The sequence below is a fragment of the Kitasatospora sp. NPDC048545 genome, from assembly GCF_040651155.1.
GTDB lineage: Bacteria > Actinomycetota > Actinomycetes > Streptomycetales > Streptomycetaceae > Kitasatospora.
Window position 1 is genome coordinate 63,285 of record NZ_JBEZIQ010000001.1, and the last position, 26,828, is coordinate 90,112.

The window sequence follows — 26,828 nt, forward strand, 5'->3', positions numbered from 1 at the left end:
TCCGCGGTGGGGCTTCCGGGGCTGGTCACGCCGCCTCCTGCTCGGTGAGCTGGGAGAGCACGATCTCCCGGTACGTCGGGTTGTCGGCCATCAGTTCGCGGTGGGTGCCGGTGCCGACGACGGCGCCCTCGTCGAGGACGACGATCCGGTCGGCGTCGCGGATGGTGGACACGCGCTGGGCGACGATCAGGACGGTGGCGTCGGAGGTCTCGCGGGAGAGGGCCTTGCGCAGTCTGGCGTCGGTGGCGTAGTCGAGTGCGGAGAAGGAGTCGTCGAAGAGGTAGACGGAGGGCTTGCGCACGAGTGCGCGGGCGATGGCGAGGCGTTGGCGCTGGCCGCCGGAGACGTTGCTGCCGCCCTGGGCGATGGGGGCGTCGAGGCCTTCGGCGAGCTTTTCGACGAAGTCCTTGGCCTGGGCGATCTCCAGGGCGTGCCAGAGGTCCTCGTCGGTGGCGTCGGGCCGGCCGTAGCGGAGGTTGCTGGCGACGGTGCCGGTGAACAGGTAGGGCTTCTGGGGGACGATGCCGACGTTGTCGGCGATCGTGTCGGCGCCGAGTTCGCGGACGTCGATGCCGTCGAGCAGGACCTGGCCGGAGGTGGCGTCGAAGAGCCGGGGGACGAGGCCGAGGAGGGTGGACTTGCCGCTGCCGGTGGAGCCGATGATGGCGGTGGTCTCGCCGGGGCGGGCGGTGAGGTCGATGCCGCGCAGGACGGAGGCCTCGGCGCCGGGGTAGCGGAAGTCGACGGCGCGCAGTTCGAGGTTGCCGCGGCGGGGGACCTCGGTGGTGGGCGTGGCGGGCGGGACGACGCTGGACTCGGTGCCGAGGACTTCCTGGACGCGTTCGGCGCAGACCTCGGCGCGGGGCACCATCATGAACATGAAGGTGGCCATCATGACGCTCATCAGGATCTGCATCAGGTAGGAGAGGAAGGCGGTGAGCGCGCCGATCTCCATGGCACCGCTGTCGATGCGGTGGGCGCCGAACCAGAGGACGGCGACGCTGGAGACGTTCACGACCAGCATGACGGCGGGGAACATGACGGCCATCAGCCGGCCGACGTGGCGGGCGACGTCGGTGAGGTCCTCGTTGGCGGTGGCGAAGCGGGCCTGTTCCTGGCCGTCCTTGACGAAGGCGCGGATGACCCGGATGCCGGTGATCTGTTCGCGCAGGACCCGGTTCACGGTGTCGATCCGTTCCTGCATGCTGCGGAACTGCGGGCGCAGCGCGCGGACCAGGAGGACGACGACGACGGCGAGGGCGGGGATGACGGCGAGCAGCAGGCCGGACAGCGGGACGTCCTGGTTGAGCGCCATGATGATGCCGCCGACGCACATGATCGGTGCGGCGACCATGAGCGTGAAGCTCATCAGGGCGAGCATCTGGATCTGCTGGACGTCGTTGGTGGTGCGGGTGATCAGGGAGGGGGCGCCGAACTGGCCGACCTCGCGGGCGGAGAAGCTCTGCACCCGGTCGAAGACGGCGGCGCGGACGTCCCGGCCGAAGGCCATGGCGACGCGGGAGCCGATGAGGACGGCGCCGATGGAGCAGAGCGCCTGGAGGACAGTCACGCCGATCATCACCCCGCCGACTCGCAGGATGTAGCCGGTGTCGCCCTTGACCACGCCGTCGTCGATGATGTCGGCGTTGAGCGTCGGCAGGTAGAGCGCCGCGAGGGTGGACACCAGCTGGAGGAGCACCAGCAGGGTGATCGGTCGGGAGTAGGGGCGCAGGTACGCCCTCAGCAGTCTGATCAGCACTTGCACACTCTTGTCGTCGCCGGTCGGGTTCGCACCCCAATTCTCGTTCTTCTGTAGCGTCGTACAGGCCATTCGGCGTGTGGGAACCGGGGGTTTGCCGGGCTTTTGCCGAACCGTCCGGCAGTTCGCTCGTTGGTTTCCACGCGGGCCGCGTCCGTCGGCGCGGCGTGGTCACCGGTGCCGTCGGGGCGTGCCGTCCGGCTTCGCCCCCTTACGGAATGACCGGTTTCCCCCTAGGCTGCTGGTTGCCCCCTTGTTACCGACCGGTACCGTTCAGGTGAACCCGGGGCCCGGTGACCGCCCCCACGGCCGCCGAGACAATCCCTCAGACGGCCACCCGCCCCCGGAGGTCCTCGTTGAGTTCCGCGCAGTCCTTGATCGACTCCGGCAGGCCCGACCTCGTCGCCGGGCGTCCCGCATCCGTCGCCCACCTGTTCCTGGAGCGGGTCGCCGCGACCCCGAACGGCGAGGCCTACCGCTACCCCGCCCCGGTCGACGAGCAGGCCGCCGACGGCGCGCCCGGCGCGGAGCAGTGGCGCTCGCTGACCTGGGCGCAGACCGCGACCAGGGTCAAGGCGGTGGCCGCCGGTCTGATGGCGCTCGGCATCCAGCCGGAGGACCGGGTCGCCCTGGCGTCGTCCACCCGGCTCGAATGGGTCCTCGCGGACCTCGGCGCCATGTGCGCGGGCGCCGCGATCACGACCGTCTACCCGAGCACCAACGAGGACGAGACCGCCTTCATCCTGTCCGACTCGGGCTCCCGGGCGCTGTTCGCGGAGAACGCCGCCCAGCTGGCCAAGGCTGCCGCGCAGCTCGAAAAGCTGCCCGAGTTGCGCACCGTCGTCCTGTTCGACGCCCCCGACGAGGCCCCCGACACGGCCGGCCTCGACGTGCTCACCCTCGCCGAGCTGGAACGGCGCGGCACCGAGTACCTGGAGGAGCACCCGGACGCGGTCGAGAAGGCCGTCGAGGGGCTCGGCAAGGAACAGCTGGCCACCCTGATCTACACCTCCGGCACCACCGGCCGCCCCAAGGGCGTGCGCCTGGTGCACGACTGCTGGGCGTACGAGGGCCGGGCGCAGGAGGCCAGCGGGCTGCTGCGCTCCGACGACGTGCAGTTCATGTGGCTGCCGCTGTCGCACGTCTTCGGCAAGACGCTGATCTCGGGTCAGATCGCCACCGGCCACGTGATGGCGCTGGACGGCCGGGTGGACCGGATCATCCACAACCTGCCGGTGATCCGGCCGACCATCATGGCCTCGGCGCCGCGCATCTTCGAGAAGGTCTACAACGGCATCGCGGGCAAGGCCCGCGCCGAGGGTGGCGCCAAGTACAGGATCTTCCTGTGGGCGGCCAAGGTCGCCCGCGAGCACGCCCGGGCCGTCCAGGAGAGCCGCGTCGCCACCGGCACCGGCACCGCCCCGTTCGGGCTGCGGGTGCAGCACTCGCTGGCCGACAGGCTGGTGTACGCGAAGATCCGCGCGGCCTTCGGCGGGCGGCTGCGCGGCGCGGTCTCCGGCAGCGCCGCCCTCGCCCCCGAGATCGGCTACTTCTTCCTCGGCGCAGGCGTGCCGATCCTGGAGGGCTACGGCCTCAGCGAGACCAGCGCCGGCTCCTGCGTGAACCGCGAGGAGGACGTGCGGATCGGCACGGTGGGCCGCGCGCTGCCCGGCACCGAGGTGCGGATCGCCGAGGACGGCGAGATCCTGCTGCGCGGCCCGGGCATCATGCGCGGCTACCACAACCTGCCGGAGAAGACCGCGGAGGTGCTGGAGCCGGACGGCTGGTTCCACACCGAGGACATCGGCGAACTCAGCCCGGACGGCTTCCTGCGGATCACCGACCGCAAGAAGGACCTGTTCAAGACCTCCGGCGGCAAGTACGTGGCGCCCAGCGAGGTCGAGGGCAAGTTCAAGGCGGTCTGCCCGTTCGTGAGCAACATCCTGGTGATCGGCAACGGCCGCAACTACTGCACCGCGCTGATCGGCCTGGACGAGGCGGTCCTCATGCCGTGGGCCGCCGAGCACGGCCTGGCGGGCAGGTCCTACGCCGAGCTGGCCGCCGAGCCGGCCGTCCACGAGCTGATCGCAGGCTTCGTGAAGCGGCTCAACGCGGGACTGCAGCGCTGGCAGACGATCAAGAAGTTCCACCTGCTGCCGCGCGACCTCGACATCGAGCACGGCGAGCTCACCCCGAGCCTGAAGATCAAGCGCCCGGTGGTGGAGCGGACCTACGCCGACGCCGTGACCGCGATGTACGCGGGCGCCAACGAGGCCTGACCCACCCCGTCCCCGTGCGGTCCGCGCGTGCGCCGCGGACCGTACGGGAGCTCCGCGGACCGTACGGGACAATGGGGGCATGCCCTCCGCACTCCCCGACGGCGAACCCGTGCCGTCCGACGGTTCCCTGCCCGCGCACGCCCTCGCCGGGCTCGGCAGCCGGCCGTTCGGCTTCTACCTGCACGTGCCCTACTGCGCCAGCCGCTGCGGCTACTGCGACTTCAACACCTACACCGCCACCGAGCTGCGCTCCTCCGGGGCCGTCGCCTCCCAGGAGACGTACGCCGACAACGTGGTCGCCGAGGTCCGGCTGGCCCGGCGGGTGCTCGGGGACGCGGAACTGCCGGTGCGCACCGTCTTCCTCGGCGGCGGCACCCCCACCCTGCTGCCCGCCCGCGACCTGGTGAAGATGCTCGCCGCGATCCGCGACGAGTTCGGGCTCGCCCCGGACGCGGAGGTCACCACCGAGGCCAACCCGGAGTCCGTCGACCCGGCGTACCTGGCCGAGCTGCGCGAGGGCGGCTACAACCGGATCTCCTTCGGCATGCAGAGCGCCCGGCCCCACGTGCTGAGCCTGCTCGACCGCCACCACACCCCGGGCCGCCCCGAGGCCTGCGTCGCCGAGGCCCGCGAGGCCGGCTTCGAGCACGTCAACCTGGACCTGATCTACGGCACCCCGGGCGAGTCCGACGACGACTGGCGGGCCTCCCTGGACGCGGCGATCGGCGCCGGACCGGACCACGTCTCCGCGTACTCCCTGATCGTCGAGGAGGGCACCAAGCTCGCCGCCCGGGTCAAGCGCGGCGAACTGCCGATGATCGACGACGACGTGCACGCCGACCGCTACCTCATCGCCGAGCAGGCGCTCTCCGCCGCCGGGTACCGGTGGTACGAGGTCTCCAACTGGGCCACCACCCCCGAGGGCCGCTGCCGCCACAACGAGCTCTACTGGACCGGCGCCGACTGGTGGGGCGCCGGCCCCGGCGCGCACAGCCACGTCGGCGGCGTCCGCTGGTGGAACGCCAAGCACCCGGCCGCCTACGCGCAGGCCCTCGCCGAGGGCCGCACCCCGGCGCTGGGCCGCGAGGTCCTGGCGGACGAGGACCGCCGCGTCGAACGCGTCCTGCTGGAGCTGCGCCTGGTGGAGGGCGTCGCCCTCGACCTGCTCACGGACACCGGCCGGCAGGCCGCCGACCGGGCCCTCGCCGACGGCCTGCTCGCCGAGGAGCCCTACCGGCGGGGCCGCGCCGCCCTCACCCTCCGGGGGAGGTTGCTGGCCGACGGGGTCGTGCGTGACCTCGTGGACTGACGTTCGTTGCCGTGTTGTCAGCCGTCGGAGGGAGCGCGCAATGACCGCCATCGCTGACCGGATGACGGGGATCTTCGAGAACCTGGAGGTTCCGGAAGGCGTCAAGGCCGAGCTCATCCGGGGGGAAATCGTGATGACGGCCGGGCCGGACATGGTCCACAACCTCATCGTCTCCGCGATCCAGCACCAGAGCCTCCGCGATCCAGCACCAGACCCCCTACGCACGGTGGCGGGCGCTGCAGACCCAGGATCATCTCCGGCGAGGCCGGCGAACCCCAGCCGGATCCGGTCGTCTTCGAGCGGGGTGTCGTCGCGGAGGCGGGCCGTCTGCTGCCCGCCTCCGCGGTGACCGTGGCGGTCGAGGTGGTTTCCAGGACCAGCGTGCACCGGAACTACCGGACCGAGCGCGAGATGTACGCCCAGGGCGGGATTCCGGCGTACCTCATCGTCGATCCGCTCAAGGTGTGTGCGTGCTCCTCACGGATCCGACCACTGACACGGCTTCCGGTGTCCCCGTGTACTGGGCCGAACGGACCAGCACGTTCGGCGATCCGATCGAGGTCGACGTGCTCGGCGTCACGCTCGACACCTCGGAGTTCCGGACCTACGCCTGATCCGGCAGTGTGACGAAGTCGATCAGTTCCTCGACCCGGCCCAGCAGCTCGGGCTCCAGGTCCTTGTAGCTGTCCACCCCGGACAGGATCCGCTTCCACGCCGCCGGGGTGTCCACCGGCCAGCCCAGGCGGCGGCAGGTGCCCTCCTTCCAGTCCTCGCCGCGGGGGACGGCGGGCCAGTCGGGGATGCCGACGGAGGAGGGCTTCACGGCCTGCCAGACGTCGATGTAGGGGTGGCCGACGACCAGGACGGACTCCCCGGTGACCTGCGCGGCGATGCGGTGCTCCTTCGTCCCCGGGAGCAGGTGGTCGACCAGGACGCCGAGGCGGCGGCCGGGGCCGGGGGCGAAGTCGGCGACGATCGCGGGCAGGTCGTCGATGCCGCGCAGGTACTCCACCACGACGCCCTCGATCCGCAGGTCGTCGCCCCAGACCCGCTCGACCAGCTCGGCGTCGTGCCGGCCCTCGACGTAGATCCGCGACTCCCGGGCGACCCGGGCGCGGGCGCCGGGCACGGCGACCGAGCCGGAGGCGGTGCGGCCGGGCGCCCGGGAGGGGGCGGGGCCGGCCGGGCGGACCAGGGTGACCACCGCGCCCTCCAGCAGGAAGCCGCGCGGCACCAGCGGGAACACCCGGTGCTTGCCGAAGCGGTCCTCCAGGGTGACGGTGAACCCCTCGGCGGTCTTCTCGCAGCGCACCACGGCCCCGCAGAAGCCGGTCGACGCCTCCTCGACCACCAGGTCCCGCTCGGCGGGCACCTCCGGGGCGGGGGTCTGCTTCTTCCACGGCGGGGTCAGGTCGGGTCCGTACTGGCGGCTGCGCATACGGGTGATCATAGGGAGGGCGGACGGTGCGTCAGAGGCCCGGCGCGCCCCAGACCGGGAACCAGCGGCTCAGGTCCTTCTCCAGCCGCAGGTCGTTCCCCAGCATCGCGTTGACCTGCAGTTCCAGCGGACTGTTGCGCTTCTCCCCGCCGCCCGGCATCGGGGCGAACGGGTAGAAGGTGCCGCGCTTGTAGAGGTAGACCAGGGCCAGCGACTGCCCCTGCGCGTCGCGGAAGCCGACCAGCGAACAGAGCAGCTGCGGCCCGAAGCCGTTCGCCTCCAGTTCGCTGTTGACCGCGTGCAGGTCGTTCACCAGCTCCGGCAGCTCCCCGGGGGAGTGCCGGGCGAGCAGCCACGAGTAGCCGTAGTCGTCCTTGGAGGCCTCCACCGGGACGCCGCGCTCGGTGTCGGCGTCCAGCAGCGCCCGTACCTGCTGCTCCACCTGGACGAAGGCCGCGCCCTCGACGGCCGCGAAGCAGACCGAGCCGAGCCCGGTGGGCAGGAAGCCGGTGGCGGCCTCCAGGGTGAGCGCGGCGGACGGCACGCCGAACAGCTGGTCGAGGTCGGGCTTGACGGGCTTGGTGCGGCCGAACAGGGCGTCCAGGATTCCCACGGCGGTCCTTTCGTGTGCTCGGGCGGTCAGCGGCCGAGCTGCTCGGAGATCTTCGCCAGCTGCGCCAGCCGCGTCTCCAGCGTCGGGTGGGTGGAGAACAGCTGCGAGGCCGTCTCCCGGGCGCTCAGCGCGGGCGCGAAGTAGAAGGCGTTGTAGGGCTGCGACTTGCGCAGGTCCTCGGTGGGGATGGCGGAGATCTGCCCGGTCACCTTGGTGAGCGCCGAGGCGAGCGCGCTGGGCCGGCCGGTGAGCTGGGCGGCGGCCCGGTCGGCGGCCAGCTCGCGGTAGCGGGACAGCAGCCGGGTGAGCAGGAAGCTGATCGCGTAGACGACCATCGAGGCCAGCGGGATGATCAGCGCCAGGATCGCCGTGTTCTGGTCGTTGTTGTTGCGGCCGCCGCCCATGAACCCGCCGTACACGGCGATCCTGGTCATCGCGCCGGCGAGCACGCCGAGGAAGCCGGCGATCGTCATCACCGCGACGTCCCGGTGGGCGACGTGGGACAGCTCGTGCGCGAGGACGCCCTCCAGCTCCTCGGGCTCCAGCCGGCGCAGCAGGCCGGTGGTGACGCAGACCACCGCGTTCTGCGGGTTGCGGCCGGTGGCGAAGGCGTTGGGCATGTCGTTGTCGGCGACCGCCACGCGGGGTTTGGGCATGTCGGCCAGCGCGCAGAGCCGGTCGATCGTGCCGTGTAGTTGGGGGAAGTCCTCCGGGGACACCTGGTGGGCTCCCATGGCCCGTTCGGTGATCTTGTCACTGAACCAGAACTGGGCCACGAACAGCCCGCCGGAGATCAGGACGATCAGCGGCCATGCACCGCGCAGCAGCGCGATCAGCAGGCCGGTGAAACCGACGTACAGCAGCCCGATCACGAACATCGTGGCGACCATGCGGCTGGTCAGGCCGCGGTCGGGTGCGAAACGGGTGTGCTGGCCCGAGCTCGACATCGCTTGCTCCTCCATTCGCCGTCGCTTTCGATGCTGCCACCCGGACGGCCGCGAGGCACCACCCCCGCGCCGGGAAGCGTGAACGCTCCCCGTCCCGCGGGCCGTACCCGGAACTGCGGGCAGGATCACTCCGGTCCGGCCGTTCCTGCCGTAGGACCCGGGCCTTACACTGGCAGGTACGGTTTTGGCACTCGCGCGTTCAGAGTGCCAGGACCGGGGCCTCCCGGAGCGGCCCGCAGCACTCAGGGACACAGACGGACAACGTGCGAAGACGGAGGTGCGTGCCCCATGGCCGGAGAGGTCCGCCAGCTGGACGACCGCAAGCTCGCCGTGCTCCGCGCGATCGTGCAGGACTACGTGGGCACCGAGGAGCCGGTCGGGTCCAAGGCCCTCGTGGAGCGGCACAACCTCGGGGTCTCGCCGGCGACGGTCCGCAACGACATGGCGGCGCTGGAGGAGGAGGGCTACATCCACCAGCCGCACACCAGCGCCGGCCGCATCCCGACCGACAAGGGGTACCGCCTCTTCGTCGACAGGCTCGCTGAGGTCAAGCCGATGAGCGCCCCCGAGCGCCGGGCGATCCGGCACTTCCTGGACGGCGCGGTCGACCTGGACGACGTGGTCGCGCGCACCGTGCGGCTGCTCGCCCAGCTGACCCGGCAGGTCGCGGTCGTCCAGTACCCGTCGCTGACGCGCTCGACCGTCCGGCACATCGAGCTGGTGGCGCTGGCCCCGGCCAAGGTGATGCTGGTGCTGATCACCAACACCGGCCGGGTCGAGCAGCGGATGGTCGACTGCCCGGGTACGGTCGGCGAGACGGTCCTGGCGGACCTGCGGACCGCGCTGAACAGCAGAGCGGCCGGCCGCCTCCTCCCGGACGTCCCGGGGCTGCTGGAGGAACTCCCGGCGATGTTCGAGCAGGCCGACAGGCCGACCGTCAGCACGGTCCTGGCGACCCTGTTCGAGACGCTCGCGGAACAGAACGAGGAACGGATCATGCTGGCCGGCACGGCCAATCTGACCCGCTTCGGCCACGACTTCCCCCTCACCATCCAGCCGGTGCTGGAGGCCCTGGAGGAGCAGGTCATCCTGCTCCGCCTCCTGGGTGAGACCAATGACGCCGCGATGACGGTCCGGATCGGGCGGGAGAACGCCTACGAAGGGCTGATTTCCACCTCGGTCGTGTCGGTCGGTTACGGTTCGGGCGACGAGAGCGTGGCCAAACTGGGTGTGATCGGTCCGACCCGGATGGACTACCCGGGCACAATGGGGGCGGTGCGGGCGGTGGCGCGGTACGTGGGTCAGATCCTGGCCGAGTCGTAGCAAACAGCCGTCGGACATCCTGACGGCGTCCAGTCGCAGCACTACTACAGGCGGAACAAGCGGAGCATTTGGTGGCCACGGACTACTACGCGGTACTCGGCGTCCGACGGGATGCGGGGCAGGACGAGATCAAGAAGGCGTTCCGGCGCCTGGCACGCGAACTGCACCCGGACGTCAACCCGGACCCGAAGACGCAGGAGCGGTTCAAGGAGATCAACGCCGCCTACGAGGTGCTCTCCGACCCGCAGAAGCGCCAGGTCTACGACCTCGGCGGCGACCCGCTGTCCCCGGGCGGGGGCGGTGCGGGCGGCTTCGGCGCGGGCGCGGCGGGCTTCGGCTTCTCCGACATCATGGACGCCTTCTTCGGCGCCGCGGCCGGCCAGCGCGGCCCGCGCTCGCGCACCCGCCGCGGCCAGGACGCCATGATCCGGCTGGAGATCACCCTGGAGGAGGCCGCGTTCGGCACCACCAAGGAGCTCCAGGTCGACACCGCCGTCACCTGCACCACGTGCAGCGGCGAGGGCGCGGCCCCCGGCACCTCCGCCCAGACCTGCGACATGTGCCGCGGCAAGGGCGAGGTCTCCCAGGTCACCCGGTCCTTCCTGGGCCAGGTCATGACCTCCCGCCCCTGCCCGCAGTGCCAGGGCTTCGGCACCGTCGTGCCGACCCCGTGCCCGGAGTGCGCCGGCGACGGCCGGGTCCGCGCCCGTCGCACCCTGACCGTCAAGATCCCGGCCGGTGTCGACAACGGCACCCGGATCCAGCTGGCCGGCGAGGGCGAGGTCGGCCCCGGCGGCGGCCCGGCCGGCGACCTGTACGTCGAGATCGCCGAGTCCGCCCACGCGATCTTCCAGCGGCGCGGCGACGACCTGCACTGCACCGTCACCATCCCGATGACGGCTGCCTCGCTCGGCACCCAGGTGCCGCTGCAGACCCTGGACGGCCTGGAGGAGGTCGACATCCGGCCCGGCACCCAGTCCGGCCAGTCGATCCCGCTGCACGGCCGCGGCATCACCCACCTGCGCGGGGGCGGCCGGGGCGACCTGATAGTGCACGTCGAGGTGAAGACGCCCACCAAGCTCGACCCCGAGCAGGAGGAGCTGCTGCGCCGCCTGGCGGTGCTGCGCGGCGAGGAGCGGCCCTCCGGCCAGTTCGCGCCCGGCCAGCAGGGCCTGTTCTCCCGGCTGAAGGACGCCTTCAACGGCCGGTAGCCGTCGCGCGGGGGTGCCGGGGGCCGACCCCGGCACCCCTTTCGCGTGCCCCCGCCGGTTCCCCCTCCCGCCCCAGGCCCCGCCCCGGAAAGGTGCCCCCGCATGACCGCGCCCGTCTTCGTCGTCGAGACCGAACGGATCGCCGCCGCCGCGCCCGGCGCGATGGTGCGCCTGGACGGCCCGGAGGGGCGGCACGCGGCCGCGGTGAAGCGCCTGGAGGCCGGTGAGGCGGTGACCCTCGCCGACGGACTGGGGCTCGGCGTGGACGGAACGGTCGCCGCGGTGCACGGCAAGGACGCGATCGACGTCGCGGTCGCCGCGGTGCGGCGCGAGCCGGAGCCCGCGCCGCGGATCGTCGTCGTCCAGGCGCTGCCGAAGGGCGACCGCGGCGAGCTGGCCGTGGAGACCATGACCGAGGTCGGCGTGGACGTGGTGATCCCCTGGGCGGCCTCCCGCTGCATCACCCAGTGGAAGGGCGAGCGCGGCGCCAAGGCGCTCGCCAAGTGGCGGGCCACCGCCCGGGAGGCGGGCAAGCAGTCCCGTCGGCTGCGCTTCCCCGAGGTGCGCGACCCGATGACCACCAGGCAGCTGGCACCGGTGCTCGCCGGGGCCGCGTTCGCCGCCGTGCTGCACGAGGAGGGCGCCGAACCGCTGGCGCACGCCGCGCTGCCCGCCGCCGGCGACCTCGTGCTCGTTGTCGGCCCGGAGGGCGGGGTGTCCCCGGAGGAACTGGCCGCGTTCGCCGACGCGGGCGCGAAGCCGTACCGGCTGGGCCCCTCGGTGCTGCGCACCTCCACCGCCGGGGTGGCCGCCGGCGCGCTGCTGCTGGGACGCACCGGCCGCTGGGCGTAGCCCGCCGTACTACGGTCCCGCGGCCGGGTCCAGCGGGCTCGCCCGAGTGGCCCGACTCTGCCGAAAAGCCCGGCGGCTCGTACGCGTACGTGCCTACCCTGGCCGCGTGACGGACTCCCTGAGCACCCCCGCGGGCGCCTACCTGCGCCACCCCCACCTGCACGGCGACCTGGTCACCTTCGTCGCCGAGAACGACCTCTGGCTCGCCCCGCTGGAGGGCGGCCGGGCCTGGCGGCTGACGGCCGACCACCTGCCGGTCCACGACCCCCGGTTCTCCCCGGACGGGCGGCACATCGCCTTCACCTCCACCCGGGACGGCGCGCCCGAGGTGCACGTGGTGCCGGTGGACGGCGGCCCGTCCCGCCGGCTCACCCACTGGGGCAGCGGCCAGACCCGGGTCCAGGGCTGGACGGCCGACGGCCGCCCGATCGCCACCACCACCGCCGGCGAGGCCACCCTGCGCCGCACCTGGGCGCACGCCGTGCCGCCGGACGGCGGCGAGCCCGAGCGGCTGCCGTACGGGCCGGTCGGCGGGATCGCCTTCGAGCCGGGAGGCGACCGGGTGCTGCTGGCCAGCGCCGCGATCCGCGAACCGGCCTGGTGGAAGCGCTACCGGGGCGGCCGGGCGGGCAAGCTGTGGCTGGGCCGGGACGAGTTCGCCCGGGTCCACGAGGAGCTGGACGGGCAGCTGTCCTCGCCCCTGTGGGTGGCCGGCGGGGACGGCGCCCGCATCGCCTTCCTGTCCGACCACGAGGGCGTCGCCGAACTGTGGTCCAGCCTCCCGGACGGCACCGACCTGCGCCGCCACACCACCGGCGCGGACGGCTTCTACGCCCGCAACGCCGCCACCGACGGCACCCGGGTGGTGTTCCACCGGGCCGGTGACGTCTGGCTGCTGGACGACCTGGCCGGCGCCGAGCCGCGCCGCCTGGACATCCGGCTGGCCGGCCCGCGCAGCGGCCGCCGCCCCCGCCCGGTGCCCGCCGCGCACTGGCTGGAGTCCGTCGCCCCCGACCGCACCGGCCGGGCCAGCGCCGTCGTGGTGCGCGGCAGCGTGCACTGGCTGACCCACCGCGAGGGCCCGGCCCGGGTACTGGACGAGACGCCGGGCGTGCGCGGGCGCCTGGTGCGGGTGGTGCCGGGCGAGGACGGCTCCCAGGGCGTGCTCTGGGTGTCCGACGCCGAGGGCGAGGACGCCCTGGAGTTCGCGCCCGCCGTGCACGGCGCCGAGCGCCGCCGGCTGGCCGCCGGGCAGCTCGGCCGGGTCAACGCGCTGGCGGTCTCCCCGGACGGCAAGCAGGCCGCGCTCGGCGTGCACGACGGCCGGGTGCTGCTGGTGGCGCTCGCCGACGGCACCGTGCACGAGCTGGACCGCAGCACCGACGGCGAGGTCAGCGGGCTGGTCTTCAGCCCGGACTCGGCCTGGCTGGCCTGGTCGCAGCCGGTGCCGGGGCTGGGCCCGTACTCGCTGCGCCAGATCGTGCTGGCGAACCTGGCCACCCGCACCGTGAGCGAGGCCACCCAGCAGCGCTTCATCGACACCTCGCCGGCCTTCACCGCGGACGGCCGCTACCTGGCGTTCCTGTCGGTGCGCAACTTCGACCCGGTCTACGACTCGCACGTCTTCGACCTGTCCTTCCCCAACGGCTGCCGCCCGTACCTGATCACGCTGGCGGCCGACACGCCGTCCCCGTTCGGCCCGCAGCGGGCCGGGCGCCCGCTCGGCGGCGAGGAGGACGAGCCGCGGGCCAAGAAGGCCGACGGTGAGGAAGGCGGCGGCGACGCCGCACCGGTGACCAGGGTGGACCTGGACGGCATCGCCGACCGGATCGTCCCGTTCCCGGTCGAGGGCGGCCTGTTCGGCACCCTGCGGGCCGCCAAGGACGGCCTGCTGTGGACCAGGGCCCCGCTGCTCGGCGAACTCGGCGACGAGGCGGCCTCCCTGGAGGACGATCGGCCCCGGCCGGTGCTGGAGCGCTTCGACCTGAAGAAGCGCCGGGCCGAGCAACTGGTGCACGACGTCGACGGTTTCGCGGTCAGCGGGGACGGCAGCCGGGTCGCCGTGCTGGACGAGGGCGAGCTGCGGATCGTCCCGGCCGACCACAAGGCGGCCGGCGAGGACGACGAGACCGCCGTGGACCTCGCCCGGCTGCGGGTCACCGTCGACCCGGCCGCAGAGTGGCGGCAGATGTTCGCCGAGAACGGCCGGCTGATGCGGGACAACTTCTGGCGCCCCGACCTGGCCGGCGTGGACTGGGCCGGCGTCCTGGAGCGCTACCGGCCGCTGGTCGAGCGGGTCGGCTCGCACGACGACCTGGTGGACCTGCTCTGGGAGGTGCACGGCGAACTCGGCACCTCGCACGCCTACGTCGTCCCGTACGGCGCGCACACCGAGCCCGCCCGGCGCCAGGGGCTGCTCGGCGCGGACCTCGTGAAGGAGGGCGGGCAGTGGCTGATCGCCCGGATCCTGCCCGGCGAGTCCTCCGACCCGCGGGCCCGTTCGCCGCTGGCCGCCCCCGGCGCGGCGATCCGCCCGGGCGACGCGGTCCTCGCGGTCAACGGCCGTCCGGTGGACCCGGTCACCGGCCCGGCCCCGCTGCTGGCCGGCACCGCCGGGCAGCCGGTCGAGCTGACCGTGGCCGGCAAGGACGGCACCGACCGGCGTCACCCGGTGGTCGTCCCGCTCGCCGACGAGGAGGCGCTGCGCTACCACGACTGGGTGGCCGGGCGGCGGGCCTCGGTGCGCGAACTGGCGGGCGGGCGGCTCGGCTACCTGCACGTCCCCGACATGCAGACCACCGGCTGGGCCCAGATCCACCGCGACCTGCGCTCGGAGATGGCCAAGGAGGGTGTGATCGTCGACATCCGGGAGAACCGCGGCGGCCACACCTCCCAGCTGGTGATCGAGAAGCTCGCCCGCCGGATCGTCGGCTGGAACGTCAGCCGGGACACCGACAGCCCGGTGCCCTACCCCGGCGACGCCCCGCGCGGGCCGGTCGTCGCGCTCGCCGACCAGGACTCCGGCTCGGACGGCGACATCGTCAACGCCGCCATCCAGGCGCTGGGGATCGGCCCCGTCGTCGGCACCCGCACCTGGGGCGGGGTGATCGGCATCGACAGCCGCTACCGGCTGGTCGACGGCACCCTGGTCACCCAGCCCAAGTACGCGTTCTGGCTGGACAACTACGGCTGGGGCGTGGAGAACCACGGCGTCGACCCGGACGTCGAGGTGCCGATCGCCCCGCACCACTGGGCGGCCGGCGAGGACCCGCAGCTCGCCGAGGGGGTCCGGCTCGCCCTGGCCGCGCTCGCCGAGAGCCCGGCCCGCACGGCGCCGCCACTGCCCTGGCGGTAGCGGCCGGGGAGCGGGAAGTCGGACGGGCCGACTTCCCGCTCCCGGGCGTGGGTAGGATGCGGGGCTGTTTCTTGATCGCGCACCGGATCGACAGCTCACGGGGGAACCACCATGGCGCAGGGCTACCCGCCGCCGCAGCAGCACGGACAGAACCCTTACGGTCAGAATCCGTACGGACAGGGCCCGTACGGCCAGGACCCTTACGGACAGCCGCAACCGCAGCCGTACCCGCCGCAGCAGGGGTACCCGCAGCAGCAACAACCGCAGGGGTACCCGCCGCAGGGGTACGCGCAGCCGTCGGCGCCGCAGTACGGGCAGCCCCAGCCGCCGCAGTACGGGCAGCCGCAGCCGTACCCGAACCCCTACCCGCAGCAGCCGGAGCACCCGCGGCCCGGCGCCGCACTGCCGCCCTGTCCCAAGGAGGCGGGCGGCGGGCGGCGCTTCCTGGCGATCGTGCTCGACTTCGCCCTCGCCGTCGGCCTCGGCTTCGTCGCCGCCGACGCCGCGAGCCGGCCGAAGGTCCGTCACGTGGCCGGCCACACCGTCCAGAGCGGCGGCCCGGCCGTGCCGTACGTCGTGGCGCTGCTCGTCGTCGGCCTCGCCGTGTCCTTCCTCAACCAGGTGGTGCTCGCCCGCCTCGTCGGCTTCAGCGTGGGGAAGGCGGTCCTGGCGATGCGGGTGGTGCGCACCAAGCGGGTGATGCGGCCCAACACCTGGCGGCTCACCAGGCGCTGGCTGCTCGGCTTCGTCTTCCTCGCGGTGGCGCTGATCTCCGAGGACTTCGACCTGGACGACGGCGACATCGTCGGCATGCGTGCGGTGCGCTGGAAGCACCTGCAGGAGTACCAGCAGGCCGTGGCCGGGCTCGGCTAGGCTGCGCCCGTACGGCCCCACCACCCGACGTACCGATCCCGAGGAGTAGCCGATGGCCGGCGAGCCGCAGCCCGACTGCCTGTTCTGCAAGATCGCGGCGGGCGAGATCCCGGCGACCGTGGTGCGCAAGACCGAGCGCACCCTCGCCTTCCGCGACATCGCCCCCAAGGCCCCCGTGCACGTCCTGGTGATCCCGCACGCCCACTACCCGAACGCGGCCGCGCTGGCCGCAGCCGAGCCGGAGATCGCCGGCGAACTGCTCGCCGAGGCGGGCCGGGTGGCCGAGGACGAGGGCCTCGCGGACTACCGGCTGATCTTCAACACCGGTGCGGGCGCCGGGCAGACGGTCTTCCACGCCCACGTCCACGTGCTCGGCGGCACGCACATGACCGAGAGCATGGTCTGATCCCAGGTGTCCCAGCGCGAACTCGTCGTCCTCGGCACCGCCAGCCAGGTGCCCACCCGGCACCGTAACCACAACGGCTACCTGCTGCGCTGGGACGGCGAGGGGCTGCTGTTCGACCCCGGCGAGGGCACCCAGCGTCAGATGCTGCACGCCGGGGTCACGGCCACCCAGATCACCAGGATCGCGGTCACCCACTTCCACGGCGACCACTGCCTGGGCCTCGCGGGAGTGATCCAGCGGATCAACCTGGACCGAGTCCCGCACCCGGTGGACGTCTACTTCCCGGCCTCCGGCGAGGTGTACTTCGAGCGGCTGCGGCACGCCACCGCCTACCACGAGACCGCCGTCCTGCGGCCCCGGCCGATCGACGAGCCCGGGCCGCTGCCCGCGCCCGGCGCCCGCTTCGCGCTGGACGCCGTGCGGCTGGACCACCCCGTGGAGTCCTTCGGCTACCGGCTGTCCGAGCCGGACGGCCGCCGACTGGTGCCCGAACGGCTCGCCGCGCTCGGCGTCGGGGGCCCCGCGGTGGGCCGGCTGCAGCACGAGGGAGCGATCGAGGTGGACGGCCGCCAGGTCACCCTGGACGAGGTCAGCGAGCCGCGGCCGGGCCAGAGGTTCGCCTTCGTGATGGACACCCGGCTCTGCGAGGGCGTGTACGCGCTCGCCGAGGGCACCGACCTGCTGGTCGTCGAGGCCACCTTCACCGACGCCGACGCCCGCCTCGCCGAGGACCACGGCCACCTCACCGCCGGGCAGGCCGCGAAGGTCGCCGCCGAGGCCGGCGCGCGCACCCTGGTGCTGACCCACTTCTCGCAGCGCTACCCGGACCTCGGCCAGCACCTGGCCGACGCCCGCAAGCACTTCGACGGGGAGCTGGTGCTGGCCGCCGACCTCGCCCGGGTGCCCGTCCCCGCTCGCCGCCAGCCGTGAACCCGCCCCCGCCGCCGCCAACCGTGAACCCGCCGCCGACGGCCGCGACCCGGGCCGCGGCCCCGCCCGCACCGGCCGTGGACCGGCCCGCGCCGGGCACCCGCGGAAAAAGGGCTCGCGCCGTCCCCCGAACTGCCGCAGCATCGACGGGTGCGGCCCCGCCGCCCGCCGCGGCGATCACGCCCGCGGCGTACCCTGGTGCCCCGGAGACACCGAGCGGCACACGACACCACGGATGGGATGAGGCAGGCCCCAGCGCCGACCTATGAGTGACACATCGCAGACCCGTACCAACGGTCAGTCGCGCCCCGAACCGGCCGACGACGGCCACGTCAGCGCCCGGATCGTCATCCCCGAGAAGCACCCGATGGTCACCCTGCTCGGCGCCGCGGACTCGCTGCTGCGCGTGATCGAGCAGGGCTTCCCCGCCGCCGACATCCACGTCCGCGGCAACGAGGTGACGGCCACCGGGGAGCGCGCCGAGGTCGCCCTCGTGCAGAAGCTCTTCAACGAGATGATGCTGGTGCTGCGCACCGGCCAGCCCCTGACGGAGGACTCCGTGGAGCGCTCCATCGCGATGCTCCGCAGCCAGGCGGAGGACCCGGACAGCCCGGCGCCGTCCCAGGTGTTCACCGCGAACATCCTGTCCAACCGCGGCCGCACGATCCGTCCCAAGACCCTCAACCAGCAGCGCTACGTCGAGGCGATCGACAAGCACACGATCGTCTTCGGCCTCGGCCCGGCCGGCACCGGCAAGACCTACCTGGCGATGGCCAAGGCCGTCCAGGCCCTGCAGGCCAAGGAGGTCAACCGGATCATCCTGACCCGCCCGGCGGTCGAGGCGGGGGAGCGGCTGGGCTTCCTGCCCGGCACCCTCTACGAGAAGATCGACCCCTACCTGCGCCCGCTCTACGACGCGCTGCACGACATGATGGACCCGGACTCCATCCCGCGCCTGATGGCGGCCGGCACCATCGAGGTCGCTCCGCTCGCGTACATGCGCGGCCGCACCCTCAACGACGCCTTCATCATCCTCGACGAGGCCCAGAACACCTCGCCCGAGCAGATGAAGATGTTCCTCACCCGCCTCGGGTTCAACTCCCGGGTGGTCGTCACCGGCGACACCAGCCAGATCGACCTCCCGGGCGGCACCCGCAGCGGCCTCAAGGTCGTCCAGGAGATCCTGGCCGACGTGCCCGACATCCACTTCTCCGTCCTCACCAGCACCGACGTGGTCCGCCACAAGCTGGTCGGCCGGATCGTGGACGCGTACGAGCGCTGGGACGCCCGTCAGGAGGCCGAGGACGCGTCCCCGGCCGCCCGCAAGCCCGCCCAGCGGCGCCCGGGCAAGACGACCGCGCCCCGCGCACCCCGCCAGTCCCATCGCACCGAAAGCTGAGCACACAGCCCGTCATGTCGATCGACATCGCCAACGAGTCCGGTTGGGACGCCGATGAGGAAGCCATCCTCGACGTCGCCCGCTTCGCCCTGGACAAGATGCGGATCCACCCGCAGTCCGAACTGTCCGTGATCCTGGTGGACGGTGCGGCGATGGAGGAGCTGCACATCCAGTGGATGGACCTCCCCGGACCCACCGACGTGATGTCCTTCCCGATGGACGAGCTGCGGCCCGGCAAGGAGGGCGAGGAGCTGCCGCAGGGCCTGCTCGGCGACATCGTGCTCTGCCCCGAGGTCGCCGAGCAGCAGGGCAAGGCCGCCCCCTCCAAGCACTCGATGGACGAGGAGCTGCAACTGCTCACCGTGCACGGCGTGCTGCACGTCCTCGGCTACGACCACGAGGAGCCCGAGGAGGAGGAGGAGATGTTCGCCCTCCAGAAGCGCATCCTGGACGACTGGCGGGCGGGCCGCGGCCTCGGCGGCATCTCCCCGGCCCCCACCACCCACTGAGCGCGGAGCCCGAACCCCTGTGAGTGGTGAGAGTACGAGCTTCATCCTGGGTGCCGTGCTGCTCGTCGTGCTCGGCTGGCTGGCCGCGTGCGCCGAGGCGGGCATCTCCCGGGTCTCCCGGTTCCGGGCGGAGGAGGCCGTCCGGGTCGGACGGCGCGGCTCCGCGCGGCTGCTGACCCTCGCCTCCGACCCGATCCGCTACCTCAACCTGGCCACCCTGATCCGGGTGGCCAGCGAGATGGCGGCGGCCGTCCTGGTCACCGTGGTGTGCGTGCGCAACGTCACCCCGACCTGGCAGGCCGTCCTGCTGGCGTTCGGCGTGATGGTGCTGGTGTCCTTCGTCGCGGTGGGAGTCTCGCCGCGCACGATCGGGCGCCAGCACCCGCTCACCACGGCCACCGCGGCCTCCTTCGTGCTGCTGCCGCTGGCCGCCGTGCTCGGCCCGATCCCGCGGCTGCTGATCCTGCTCGGCAACGCGCTGACCCCGGGCAAGGGCTACCGGGAGGGGCCGTTCGCCTCCGAGGCGGAGCTGCGGGCGCTGGTGGACCTCGCCGAGAAGGACGACCTGATCGAGGACGAGGAGCGCCGGATGGTGCACTCGGTCTTCGAACTGGGCGACACCATCGTGCGCGAGGTGATGGTGCCGCGCACCGACCTGGTGATGATCGAGCGCCACAAGACCGTCCGTCAGGCGCTCACTCTGGCGCTGCGCTCGGGCTTCTCGCGGATCCCGGTGGTCGGCGACAACGAGGACGACGTGGTCGGCATCGTCTACCTCAAGGACCTGGTGCGGCGTACCCACATCAACCGGGAGGCGGAGGCCGAGGAGGTCGGCGCGGTGATGCGCCCGGCCGTCTTCGTCCCGGACTCCAAGCCGGCCGGCGACCTGCTGCGCGAGATGCAGCAGCGCCGCTCGCACGTCGCGATCGTGATCGACGAGTACGGCGGCACGGCCGGCCTGGTCACCATCGAGGACGTCCTGGAGGAGATCGTCGGCGAGATCACCGACGAGTACGACCGGGAGATCGCGCCGGTGGAGGACCTCGGTGACGGCTCGTACCGGATCACCGCCCGCCTCCTGGTGGAGGACCTGGGCGAGCTGTTCGGCATCGAGCTGGAGGACGAGGACGTCGAGACCGTCGGCGGCCTGCTGGCCAAGCACCTCGGCCGGGTACCGATCCCCGGCTCCGCCTGCGAGATCCCGCTGCCGGAACCCGTCGAGGACGGCCTGACCGGCATCCTGCTGACCGCCGAGTCCTCGGCCGGCCGCCGCAACCGCATCGGCTCCGTGGTCGCCGCCCCGGTCCGCGCCACCGACGACCCCGAGGACCCGGCGGGCGAGTAGCGGGTGTGCGGTCGCCGAGCGACCATGGAGGGCATGACGCACAAACTTCGCGCGGAGTACGGCCCGCAGGGGGCGGCCGGCGGAGTCAAGTCCTGGCACGTGGTGCGGGACGAGGACCTGTCGGTGGCGCTCTGCGGGCGCACCATGCCCGACGACGCCGAGACGCGGCCCGAGCAGGAGTGGGGGACCGGGTTGCGGTGCTGCCAGCAGTGCGGCTCGCTCTACATGCACGAGGTGCCGCACATGCAGGGGAGCCATCCCTACAGCTAGGCCGTGGCCGAGCCATGGAGGTCGCCATGAAGCTGCAAGACGAACTGCCCGTCGACCACAAGCTCCTCATGGTCTGGCGGATCGGAGCGGGACTCGGGGGGGTCTTCCTGATCGTGTTCGGCGCCCTCGGGCTGGCCGACCACCCGGGTTTCCTGGACACCGAGGGGGATCGGATCGTCGGGCTGTCGACCAACGGGACGCTGGCCGTCCTGTCCATCGTGGTGGGCGCGGTCCTGGTGCTCGGCGCGGTGATCGGCGGGAACTTCGCCGCCAACCTGAACATGGTGGTGGGCGTGCTGTTCGTGGTGTCCGGCTTCTACGGCCTGGCGGTGCTCGGACGCCCGGACGCCAACATCCTCAACTTCCGGATGTCGAACGTGCTGTTCGCGTTCCTCTTCGGGGTCGTCCTGACGACCTTCGGCATGTACGGCCGGGTGAGCAGCCACCTGCCGCACGACAACCCGTACTGGCGCCACCGCGCGGAGAACGAGGAGCCGATGCCGTCCGGGCCGAAGACCTTCGTCAAGGTCATGAACCCGAACCCGGGCCCGACCCACCCGGTCGGCCACTGATCCGCGACGGGTCCCTATGCTCGGCGGCATGAGTGACATCGTCGAGCTTGACCCCGAAGACAAGAAGATCATCACCCTGGCCCGCTCGGCCCGCGCCCGCAACGGCGTCCCCGAGGGGGCCGCGGTGCGTGACGAGACCGGTCGCACCTACGTGGCCGGGACGGTCGCCCTGGAGTCGCTGCGGCTGAGCGCACTGCAGACGGCGGTGGCGATGGCGGTGGCCAGTGGCGCCAGGTCGCTGGAGGCGGCGGCCGTGGTGAGCGAGGCGGAGCAGCCCGCCGAGGCGGACCTGGCCGCCGTGCGGGACCTGGGCGGGGCGGGGACGCCGGTGCTGCTGGCCGGTCCGGACGGGGTGCTGCGGGTGGCCGCCGAGGCGCGCTGAGGCCTCGCGCGGGGGCGTCGGAGGCGGGGCGGGGCGCCGTCGGGAACGTCGGCGGGGGCCTCGGGGAGGCCTTTCCAGCCGGGGAGGCCCGGCGTGATTGCCCCCATGGTTTCTGCAGATAATCTCACCGGGGGAGTGGACTCGGTGAGGGGACTGGGACATGGGGGCGGTGGCGTTCTTCGCCGGGCTGCTGCTGTTCGTGATGGGGCTGGGCAAGTGGCAGGAGACCGGATCGCAGGTCTGGCTGTTCGGTTCGCTGGCCTTCCTGTTGGTGCTGGTGGTGGTCTCGCTGATCCCCGGCGGCGGCAAGGGCGGCAAGAAGGGCTGAGCCCCGCGCCGGGCGCGCCCGCGGCCGTCGGAGCCCCCTCGGACGACCCCGGACGGCGGGGCTCCGGTGATCAGGGAGAATGGAGCCCATGAATGCCCCTTCCTCCTCGTACCGCTCCGGGTTCGCGTGCTTCGTCGGCCGGCCCAACGCGGGCAAGTCGACCCTGACCAACGCCCTGGTGGGGACGAAGGTCGCGATCACCTCCGACCGACCGCAGACCACCCGGCACACCGTGCGCGGCATCGTGCACCGCCCCGACGCCCAGCTCGTACTGGTCGACACCCCCGGCCTCCACAAGCCGCGCACGCTGCTCGGCGAGCGCCTCAACGACCTGGTCCGCACCACGTGGGCCGAGGTCGACGTGATCGGCTTCTGCCTGCCCGCCGACCAGAAGATCGGCCCTGGCGACAAGTTCATCGCCAAGGAGATCGCCGGGATCAAGAAGACCCCGAAGGTCGCCATCGTCACCAAGACCGACCTGGTCGACTCCAAGCGCCTGGCCGAGCAGCTGATCGCCATCCACCAGCTCGGCATCGAGCTGGGCTTCGAGTGGGCCGAGATCATCCCGGTCTCCGCGGTCGGCGACAAGCAGGTGGAGCTGGTCGCCGACCTGCTCACCAAGCTGCTGCCGGAGGGCGACCAGCTCTACCCGGCGGGCGACCTCACCGACGAGCCCGAGCAGATCATGGTGGCCGAGCTGATCCGCGAGGCCGCGCTCGAAGGCGTGCGGGACGAGCTGCCGCACTCGCTGGCCGTCGTGGTCGAGGAGATGCTCCCGCGCGAGGGCCGCCCGGCGGACCGCCCGCTGCTGGACATCCACGCCAACGTCTACATCGAGCGGCAGAGCCAGAAGGCGATCGTGATCGGCGCCAAGGGCGCGCGGCTCAAGCACGTCGGCACCACCGCCCGCAAGCACATCGAGGCACTGCTCGGCACGCCGGTCTACCTCGACCTGCACGTCAAGGTCGCCAAGGACTGGCAACGCGACCCGAAGCAGCTGCGCAAGCTCGGCTTCTGAACCAGCCCTCCCGGAAAGGGAGTTCGACGAGAACGGGATGGCCGGTGGCCCGTCCGGACGTGCAGCGTCCGGGCGGGCCACCGCCGTTCCCCGGCCCCACGGGCAGGGGCCGGAAGGCGGATCCTAGGCGCCCTCGCGCAACACCAGTGACACCAGCTCCCGCTGCGAGTCGGTGAGCTTCGGATCGGCGCAGTAGACCTTCCGGCCGTCGACGGTGATCTCGTAGTGGAAGCCGTCCGGCACCCCGTAGGAGGGGGCGCGCAACCCGCCCGCGACGGCCTCGCGGGCGAGCGCGTGGACGTGCGGGGCGTCCGTGCGCTCGGCGGTGTCGAGCTCCGCGTGGCGGACGATTCCCGCGAAGCCGCCGGTCCGGGTCACCTGGATACGCATGGTGTCCATGGTGCTACGCAGGGAAGGCTTTTGCGGCGCTTTTCCCGGACCGTGACCTTAAGCGCACCTCAACCCGGTCTCAACCGGTCTCGGTCGGTCGGAGGCCCGGCCCGGAGGCCCGGCCCGGAGACCCGGCCCGGGGCTTCCGGTCACCCCGGGCTGACGCCGACCTGCGCCCAGGAGGCCGTGACGGTGTCCGCGATCGAGGACTGGTCGGGGTAGCGGGCCTTGGCGGCGGCCACGGTGGCCCGGGCGAAGGCGGTGAAGCCGGCGTCGGCCGGCAGCGTGCGCCCGGTCAGCGCGTCGTACCAGATCCGCCCGGCGCGCTCCCAGGCCGAGCCGCCGAGGGCGGTGGCCAGCAGGTAGAACGCGTGGTTGGGGATGCCGGAATTGATGTGCACCCCGCCGTTGTCCTCGGCGGTGTTCACGTAGTCCCGCATGTGTGCGGGCTGCGGGTCCTTGCCGAGCCGGGGGTCGTCGTAGGCGGTGCCGGGCGCCTTCATCGAGCGCAGTGCCACGCCCTGGATCCCGGGGGCGAGCAGGCCGGCGCCGATCAACCAGTCCGCGTCGGCGGCGGCCTGGTGCAGCGCGTACTGCTTGACCAGCGAGCCGAAGACGTCGGAGACCGACTCGTTGAGCGCGCCGGGCTGGTCCTGGTAGTCCAGTCCGGCGGTGAACTGGGTTACGCCGTGGGTGAGTTCGTGGCCGATGACGTCGATGCAGGCGGTGAAGTCGCCGAAGATCTCGCCGTCGCCGTCGCCGAAGACCATCCGGTGGCCGTTCCAGAAGGCGTTGTCGTAGTTGCGGCCGTAGTGGACGCTGGCGTCCAGCCGCAGGTCGCGGTCGTCGATCGAGCGCCGGCCGAAGGCGTCGGCGTAGAGCGCGAAGGTGGCGCCGAGGCCGTCGTAGGCGTGGTTGACGGAGGCGTCGGTGACGGCCGCCTGGCCCTCGGTGCGCGCGGTGCGGCCGGGCAGTCGCTGGCCGTGGCCGGCGTCGGAGACCACCCGGTCGAGTCCCGGGGCGCCGCCGGCGGGCGGGGGCGGGGAGAGGCGGGCCGCACGGTGGGCGGCGTCGAGCGCGAGGGAGTGGACGGCGGCTTCGTGACCGGCCTCGGCGAGGCGGTCCAGGACGTACGGCGGGACGATCGCGCAGATCGGTACTACTGCAGTCATGTGGCCCAGAGTGAGGCCCCGATGACCGGATGTCATCACCCTTGACATGGCCGGTCGACGTCTCAAGGAGTGGAACGGGGGCCCGGATCACTTCGGGGGCGCGCGGCGCTGGGTTACGCTGGGTCCCATCATGCGCAACGGGCTGCTTCTTCTTAGCTGCCGCGTCGAGGGCCTGTAGTCCACTGGGGCCGGCTCCCTCGCCGCGGGGAACGAGCTGTGCGCGTCATCGGGCGACCCAACGGCGGGTCGTGCAGCGGCAGCAGAGGCCGGCCAGTCGGTGTTGATCCCTCCCGACCCGCCCGCACCACGCATCCACAGGAAGCCGAGAGTCACCTCATGACCGAGCAGACCTCCGCCGCGTCCGTCCCCGCCGCCCCGGCCTTCGTCGACCGGCCCACCCCGATCACCGCCGCCTCCGTGCGCCAGCAGCCCTCGGGCATGCGGTACGGGCGCTACCTGCCGTTCGGCGCCGTGGACCTGGCGGACCGCACCTGGCCGGACGCCGTGATCACCAAGGCGCCGCGCTGGCTCTCGACCGACCTGCGGGACGGCAACCAGGCCCTGATCGACCCGATGTCCCCGGCTCGCAAGCGCAAGATGTTCGACCTGCTGGTCGCGATGGGCTACAAGGAGATCGAGGTCGGGTTCCCCTCCTCCGGGGCGACCGACCACGCCTTCGTACGGTCGCTGATCGAGGAGGGGGCGATCCCCGAGGACGTCACCATCTCGGTGCTGACGCAGGCCCGCGAGGAGCTGATCGAGAAGACCGTCGAGTCGCTGGTCGGCGCCCCGCGCGCGACCGTCCACCTGTACAACGCGACGGCGCCGCTGTTCCGCCGGGTGGTGTTCCGCAACGACCGGGTGGCGACCAGGGCGATCGCCACCGACGGCACTCGGCTGGTGATGGAGTACGCGGAGAAGCTGCTGGGCGACGACACCGTCTTCGGCTACCAGTACTCGCCGGAGATCTTCGTCGACACCGAGCTGGACTTCGCGCTGGAGGTCTGCGAGGCGGTCATGGACGTCTGGCAGCCCGGCGAGGGCCGCGAGATCATCCTGAACCTGCCGGCCACCATCGAGCGGGCCACCCCGAACGTCCAGGCCGACCAGTTCGAGTGGATGTCGCGCAACCTGTCGCGCCGCGAGTTCGTCTGCCTGTCGGTCCACCCGCACAACGACCGCGGCACCGCCGTCGCCTCCGCCGAACTGGCGTACATGGCGGGCGCGGACCGCATCGAGGGGTGTCTGTTCGGGCAGGGCGAGCGGACCGGCAACGTCGACCTGGTGACGCTGGGGATGAACCTGTTCTCGCAGGGCATCGACCCGCAGATCGACTTCTCCGACATCGACGAGGTGCGCCGCACCGCCGAGTACTGCAACCAGATGGAGGTGCACCCGCGCCACCCGTACGCCGGTGACCTGGTGTACACCTCCTTCTCCGGCTCGCACCAGGACGCCATCAAGAAGGGCTTCGACGCCCTGGAGGCGGACGCGAAGGCGGCGGGCGTGCCGGTGGAGGAGCACACCTGGGGCGTGCCGTACCTGCCGATCGACCCGAAGGACGTCGGCCGCACGTACGAGGCGGTCATCCGGGTCAACAGCCAGTCCGGCAAGGGCGGGGTGGCGTACGTCCTGAAGAACGACCACAAGCTGGACCTGCCGCGCCGGATGCAGATCGAGTTCTCCCGGATCATCCAGGCCAAGACCGACGCCGAGGGCGGCGAGGTCACCCCGGCGGAGATCTGGCGGGTCTTCGAGGACGAGTACCTGCCGACCACGGGCAACCCGTGGGGCCGGCTGTCGCTGAGCGGCTCGCGCACCCTGACCACCGAGGACGGCCGGGACGCGCTGACCGCGGAGGCCGTGGTGGACGGCGCCCCGGTGGCGCTGAGCGGTACCGGCAACGGCCCGGTCTCGGCCTTCGCGGACGCGCTGGCCCGGATCGGCTTCGACGTCCGCGTCCTGGACTACGCCGAGCACGCGCTGAGCGAGGGCGGTGACGCCCAGGCCGCCGCCTACGTCGAGTGCGCGGTGGACGGCAAGGTGCTGTGGGGCGTGGGGATCGACGGCAACACCGTGCTGGCCTCGCTGAAGGCGATGATCAGCGCCGTCAACCGGTCGCAGCGCGGGTAGTTCGTACGAGTGGCA

The 26,828-nt window shown here is 72.4% G+C and carries 26 protein-coding genes; 20 read left to right on the top strand and 6 right to left on the bottom strand.

What is annotated here, in order from left to right:
- Positions 1-25: 25 nt before the first annotated feature.
- Positions 26-1,759: an ABC transporter ATP-binding protein gene (locus AB0D10_RS00270; protein ID WP_360248686.1), complete on the bottom strand. Its 1,734-nt coding sequence runs from the start codon at positions 1,757-1,759 to the stop codon at positions 26-28.
- Between the two features lie 356 nt (positions 1,760-2,115).
- Here AB0D10_RS00270 and AB0D10_RS00275 point away from each other — a divergent pair, with 356 nt between their 5' ends.
- The 4 genes from AB0D10_RS00275 to AB0D10_RS00290 all read left to right on the top strand — a co-directional run bounded on the left by AB0D10_RS00275 (position 2,116) and on the right by AB0D10_RS00290 (position 5,974).
- On the top strand, positions 2,116-4,038 hold the full coding sequence (locus AB0D10_RS00275) for an AMP-binding protein (RefSeq protein ID WP_360248689.1): 1,923 nt from the start codon (positions 2,116-2,118) through the stop codon (positions 4,036-4,038).
- A 79-nt stretch (positions 4,039-4,117) separates the two neighbouring features.
- On the top strand, positions 4,118-5,347 hold the full coding sequence (gene hemW, locus AB0D10_RS00280; protein ID WP_360248692.1) for a radical SAM family heme chaperone HemW: 1,230 nt from the start codon (positions 4,118-4,120) through the stop codon (positions 5,345-5,347).
- Between the two features lie 40 nt (positions 5,348-5,387).
- The gene (locus tag AB0D10_RS00285) at positions 5,388-5,696 is read left to right on the top strand and encodes a hypothetical protein (protein ID WP_360248695.1); all 309 of its coding nucleotides are present in this window, start codon (positions 5,388-5,390) and stop codon (positions 5,694-5,696) included.
- Positions 5,600-5,974, top strand: a complete 375-nt coding sequence (locus AB0D10_RS00290; RefSeq protein WP_360249697.1) for a Uma2 family endonuclease — start codon at positions 5,600-5,602, stop codon at positions 5,972-5,974. The genes AB0D10_RS00285 and AB0D10_RS00290 overlap by 97 nt, the downstream gene beginning before the upstream one ends.
- Here the strand turns inward: AB0D10_RS00290 and AB0D10_RS00295 are convergent.
- The 3 genes from AB0D10_RS00295 to htpX are packed head-to-tail and all read right to left on the bottom strand — an operon-like array spanning position 5,952 to position 8,345.
- On the bottom strand, positions 5,952-6,785 hold the full coding sequence (locus AB0D10_RS00295) for a DUF3097 domain-containing protein (RefSeq protein ID WP_360248698.1): 834 nt from the start codon (positions 6,783-6,785) through the stop codon (positions 5,952-5,954). The two genes, AB0D10_RS00290 and AB0D10_RS00295, sit on opposite strands and share 23 nt — an antisense overlap.
- A 31-nt stretch (positions 6,786-6,816) precedes the next feature.
- Positions 6,817-7,398 carry a hypothetical protein gene (locus AB0D10_RS00300; RefSeq protein WP_360248701.1) on the bottom strand — a complete coding sequence of 194 codons (582 nt, stop codon included), beginning with the start codon at positions 7,396-7,398 and terminating at the stop codon, positions 6,817-6,819.
- A gap of 26 nt (positions 7,399-7,424) precedes the next feature.
- The gene (htpX, locus tag AB0D10_RS00305; RefSeq protein ID WP_360248704.1) at positions 7,425-8,345 is read right to left on the bottom strand and encodes a zinc metalloprotease HtpX; all 921 of its coding nucleotides are present in this window, start codon (positions 8,343-8,345) and stop codon (positions 7,425-7,427) included.
- 288 nt (positions 8,346-8,633) lie between these two features.
- Between htpX and hrcA the strand changes: the two genes are divergently transcribed.
- From hrcA to era, 15 genes are all read left to right on the top strand, one after another.
- On the top strand, positions 8,634-9,668 hold the full coding sequence (gene hrcA, locus AB0D10_RS00310) for a heat-inducible transcriptional repressor HrcA (protein ID WP_360248707.1): 1,035 nt from the start codon (positions 8,634-8,636) through the stop codon (positions 9,666-9,668).
- Between the two features lie 71 nt (positions 9,669-9,739).
- On the top strand, positions 9,740-10,879 hold the full coding sequence (dnaJ, locus tag AB0D10_RS00315) for a molecular chaperone DnaJ (RefSeq protein ID WP_360248710.1): 1,140 nt from the start codon (positions 9,740-9,742) through the stop codon (positions 10,877-10,879).
- Between the two features lie 102 nt (positions 10,880-10,981).
- Positions 10,982-11,731: a 16S rRNA (uracil(1498)-N(3))-methyltransferase gene (locus tag AB0D10_RS00320; RefSeq protein ID WP_360248713.1), complete on the top strand. Its 750-nt coding sequence runs from the start codon at positions 10,982-10,984 to the stop codon at positions 11,729-11,731.
- 118 nt (positions 11,732-11,849) lie between these two features.
- Positions 11,850-15,086: a S41 family peptidase gene (locus AB0D10_RS00325; RefSeq protein WP_360249700.1), complete on the top strand. Its 3,237-nt coding sequence runs from the start codon at positions 11,850-11,852 to the stop codon at positions 15,084-15,086.
- Positions 15,087-15,197: 111 nt separating this feature from the next.
- Complete coding sequence (locus tag AB0D10_RS00330) at positions 15,198-15,959, top strand: RDD family protein (RefSeq protein ID WP_360248716.1); 762 nt, start codon at positions 15,198-15,200, stop codon at positions 15,957-15,959.
- A gap of 52 nt (positions 15,960-16,011) precedes the next feature.
- Positions 16,012-16,365 carry a histidine triad nucleotide-binding protein gene (locus AB0D10_RS00335; protein WP_360248719.1) on the top strand — a complete coding sequence of 118 codons (354 nt, stop codon included), beginning with the start codon at positions 16,012-16,014 and terminating at the stop codon, positions 16,363-16,365.
- Between the two features lie 6 nt (positions 16,366-16,371).
- Positions 16,372-17,295: a ribonuclease Z gene (locus AB0D10_RS00340; RefSeq protein WP_360248722.1), complete on the top strand. Its 924-nt coding sequence runs from the start codon at positions 16,372-16,374 to the stop codon at positions 17,293-17,295.
- A 367-nt stretch (positions 17,296-17,662) separates the two neighbouring features.
- Entirely contained in the window at positions 17,663-18,694 is a 1,032-nt protein-coding gene (locus AB0D10_RS00345) for a PhoH family protein (RefSeq protein WP_360249703.1), read from the top strand.
- Between the two features lie 14 nt (positions 18,695-18,708).
- The gene (ybeY, locus tag AB0D10_RS00350) at positions 18,709-19,203 is read left to right on the top strand and encodes an rRNA maturation RNase YbeY (RefSeq protein ID WP_030061268.1); all 495 of its coding nucleotides are present in this window, start codon (positions 18,709-18,711) and stop codon (positions 19,201-19,203) included.
- Positions 19,204-19,222: 19 nt separating this feature from the next.
- Positions 19,223-20,548 (top strand): hemolysin family protein, encoded by a 1,326-nt coding sequence (locus AB0D10_RS00355; protein ID WP_360248725.1) that lies wholly within the window; start codon positions 19,223-19,225, stop codon positions 20,546-20,548.
- 33 nt (positions 20,549-20,581) lie between these two features.
- The gene (locus AB0D10_RS00360; RefSeq protein ID WP_360248728.1) at positions 20,582-20,818 is read left to right on the top strand and encodes a hypothetical protein; all 237 of its coding nucleotides are present in this window, start codon (positions 20,582-20,584) and stop codon (positions 20,816-20,818) included.
- A 26-nt stretch (positions 20,819-20,844) separates the two neighbouring features.
- A complete protein-coding gene (locus tag AB0D10_RS00365) occupies positions 20,845-21,390 on the top strand; it encodes a DUF4383 domain-containing protein (protein ID WP_360248731.1) in 546 nt (181 codons plus the stop codon).
- Between the two features lie 28 nt (positions 21,391-21,418).
- Positions 21,419-21,772 carry a cytidine deaminase gene (locus AB0D10_RS00370; RefSeq protein WP_360248734.1) on the top strand — a complete coding sequence of 118 codons (354 nt, stop codon included), beginning with the start codon at positions 21,419-21,421 and terminating at the stop codon, positions 21,770-21,772.
- 160 nt (positions 21,773-21,932) lie between these two features.
- Positions 21,933-22,100: a hypothetical protein gene (locus tag AB0D10_RS00375; RefSeq protein ID WP_360248737.1), complete on the top strand. Its 168-nt coding sequence runs from the start codon at positions 21,933-21,935 to the stop codon at positions 22,098-22,100.
- An 88-nt stretch (positions 22,101-22,188) separates the two neighbouring features.
- Positions 22,189-23,118: a GTPase Era gene (gene era / locus AB0D10_RS00380; RefSeq protein WP_049651090.1), complete on the top strand. Its 930-nt coding sequence runs from the start codon at positions 22,189-22,191 to the stop codon at positions 23,116-23,118.
- A gap of 123 nt (positions 23,119-23,241) precedes the next feature.
- Here the strand turns inward: era and AB0D10_RS00385 are convergent, their stop codons facing one another.
- A complete protein-coding gene (locus AB0D10_RS00385; protein ID WP_360248740.1) occupies positions 23,242-23,508 on the bottom strand; it encodes a protealysin inhibitor emfourin in 267 nt (88 codons plus the stop codon).
- A gap of 149 nt (positions 23,509-23,657) precedes the next feature.
- Entirely contained in the window at positions 23,658-24,680 is a 1,023-nt protein-coding gene (locus AB0D10_RS00390) for a M4 family metallopeptidase (protein ID WP_360248743.1), read from the bottom strand.
- A gap of 336 nt (positions 24,681-25,016) precedes the next feature.
- Between AB0D10_RS00390 and leuA the strand changes: the two genes are divergently transcribed.
- Positions 25,017-26,813, top strand: coding sequence for a 2-isopropylmalate synthase (gene leuA, locus AB0D10_RS00395; RefSeq protein WP_360248746.1), 1,797 nt, complete (start codon positions 25,017-25,019; stop codon positions 26,811-26,813).
- Positions 26,814-26,828 lie beyond the last annotated feature (15 nt).

Coding starts and splice junctions, on each gene's coding strand:
- hemW (WP_360248692.1), top strand. CDS start 4,118: ATGCCCTCCGCACTCCCCGACGGCGAACCCGTGCCGTCCGACGGTTCC.
- AB0D10_RS00285 (WP_360248695.1), top strand. CDS start 5,388: ATGACCGCCATCGCTGACCGGATGACGGGGATCTTCGAGAACCTGGAG.
- AB0D10_RS00295 (WP_360248698.1), bottom strand. CDS start 6,785: ATGCGCAGCCGCCAGTACGGACCCGACCTGACCCCGCCGTGGAAGAAG.
- htpX (WP_360248704.1), bottom strand. CDS start 8,345: ATGTCGAGCTCGGGCCAGCACACCCGTTTCGCACCCGACCGCGGCCTG.
- hrcA (WP_360248707.1), top strand. CDS start 8,634: ATGGCCGGAGAGGTCCGCCAGCTGGACGACCGCAAGCTCGCCGTGCTC.
- AB0D10_RS00320 (WP_360248713.1), top strand. CDS start 10,982: ATGACCGCGCCCGTCTTCGTCGTCGAGACCGAACGGATCGCCGCCGCC.
- AB0D10_RS00330 (WP_360248716.1), top strand. CDS start 15,198: ATGGCGCAGGGCTACCCGCCGCCGCAGCAGCACGGACAGAACCCTTAC.
- AB0D10_RS00335 (WP_360248719.1), top strand. CDS start 16,012: ATGGCCGGCGAGCCGCAGCCCGACTGCCTGTTCTGCAAGATCGCGGCG.
- AB0D10_RS00345 (WP_360249703.1), top strand. CDS start 17,663: ATGGTCACCCTGCTCGGCGCCGCGGACTCGCTGCTGCGCGTGATCGAG.
- ybeY (WP_030061268.1), top strand. CDS start 18,709: ATGTCGATCGACATCGCCAACGAGTCCGGTTGGGACGCCGATGAGGAA.
- AB0D10_RS00360 (WP_360248728.1), top strand. CDS start 20,582: ATGACGCACAAACTTCGCGCGGAGTACGGCCCGCAGGGGGCGGCCGGC.
- AB0D10_RS00365 (WP_360248731.1), top strand. CDS start 20,845: ATGAAGCTGCAAGACGAACTGCCCGTCGACCACAAGCTCCTCATGGTC.
- AB0D10_RS00370 (WP_360248734.1), top strand. CDS start 21,419: ATGAGTGACATCGTCGAGCTTGACCCCGAAGACAAGAAGATCATCACC.
- AB0D10_RS00375 (WP_360248737.1), top strand. CDS start 21,933: ATGGGGGCGGTGGCGTTCTTCGCCGGGCTGCTGCTGTTCGTGATGGGG.
- era (WP_049651090.1), top strand. CDS start 22,189: ATGAATGCCCCTTCCTCCTCGTACCGCTCCGGGTTCGCGTGCTTCGTC.
- AB0D10_RS00385 (WP_360248740.1), bottom strand. CDS start 23,508: ATGCGTATCCAGGTGACCCGGACCGGCGGCTTCGCGGGAATCGTCCGC.
- AB0D10_RS00390 (WP_360248743.1), bottom strand. CDS start 24,680: ATGACTGCAGTAGTACCGATCTGCGCGATCGTCCCGCCGTACGTCCTG.
- leuA (WP_360248746.1), top strand. CDS start 25,017: ATGACCGAGCAGACCTCCGCCGCGTCCGTCCCCGCCGCCCCGGCCTTC.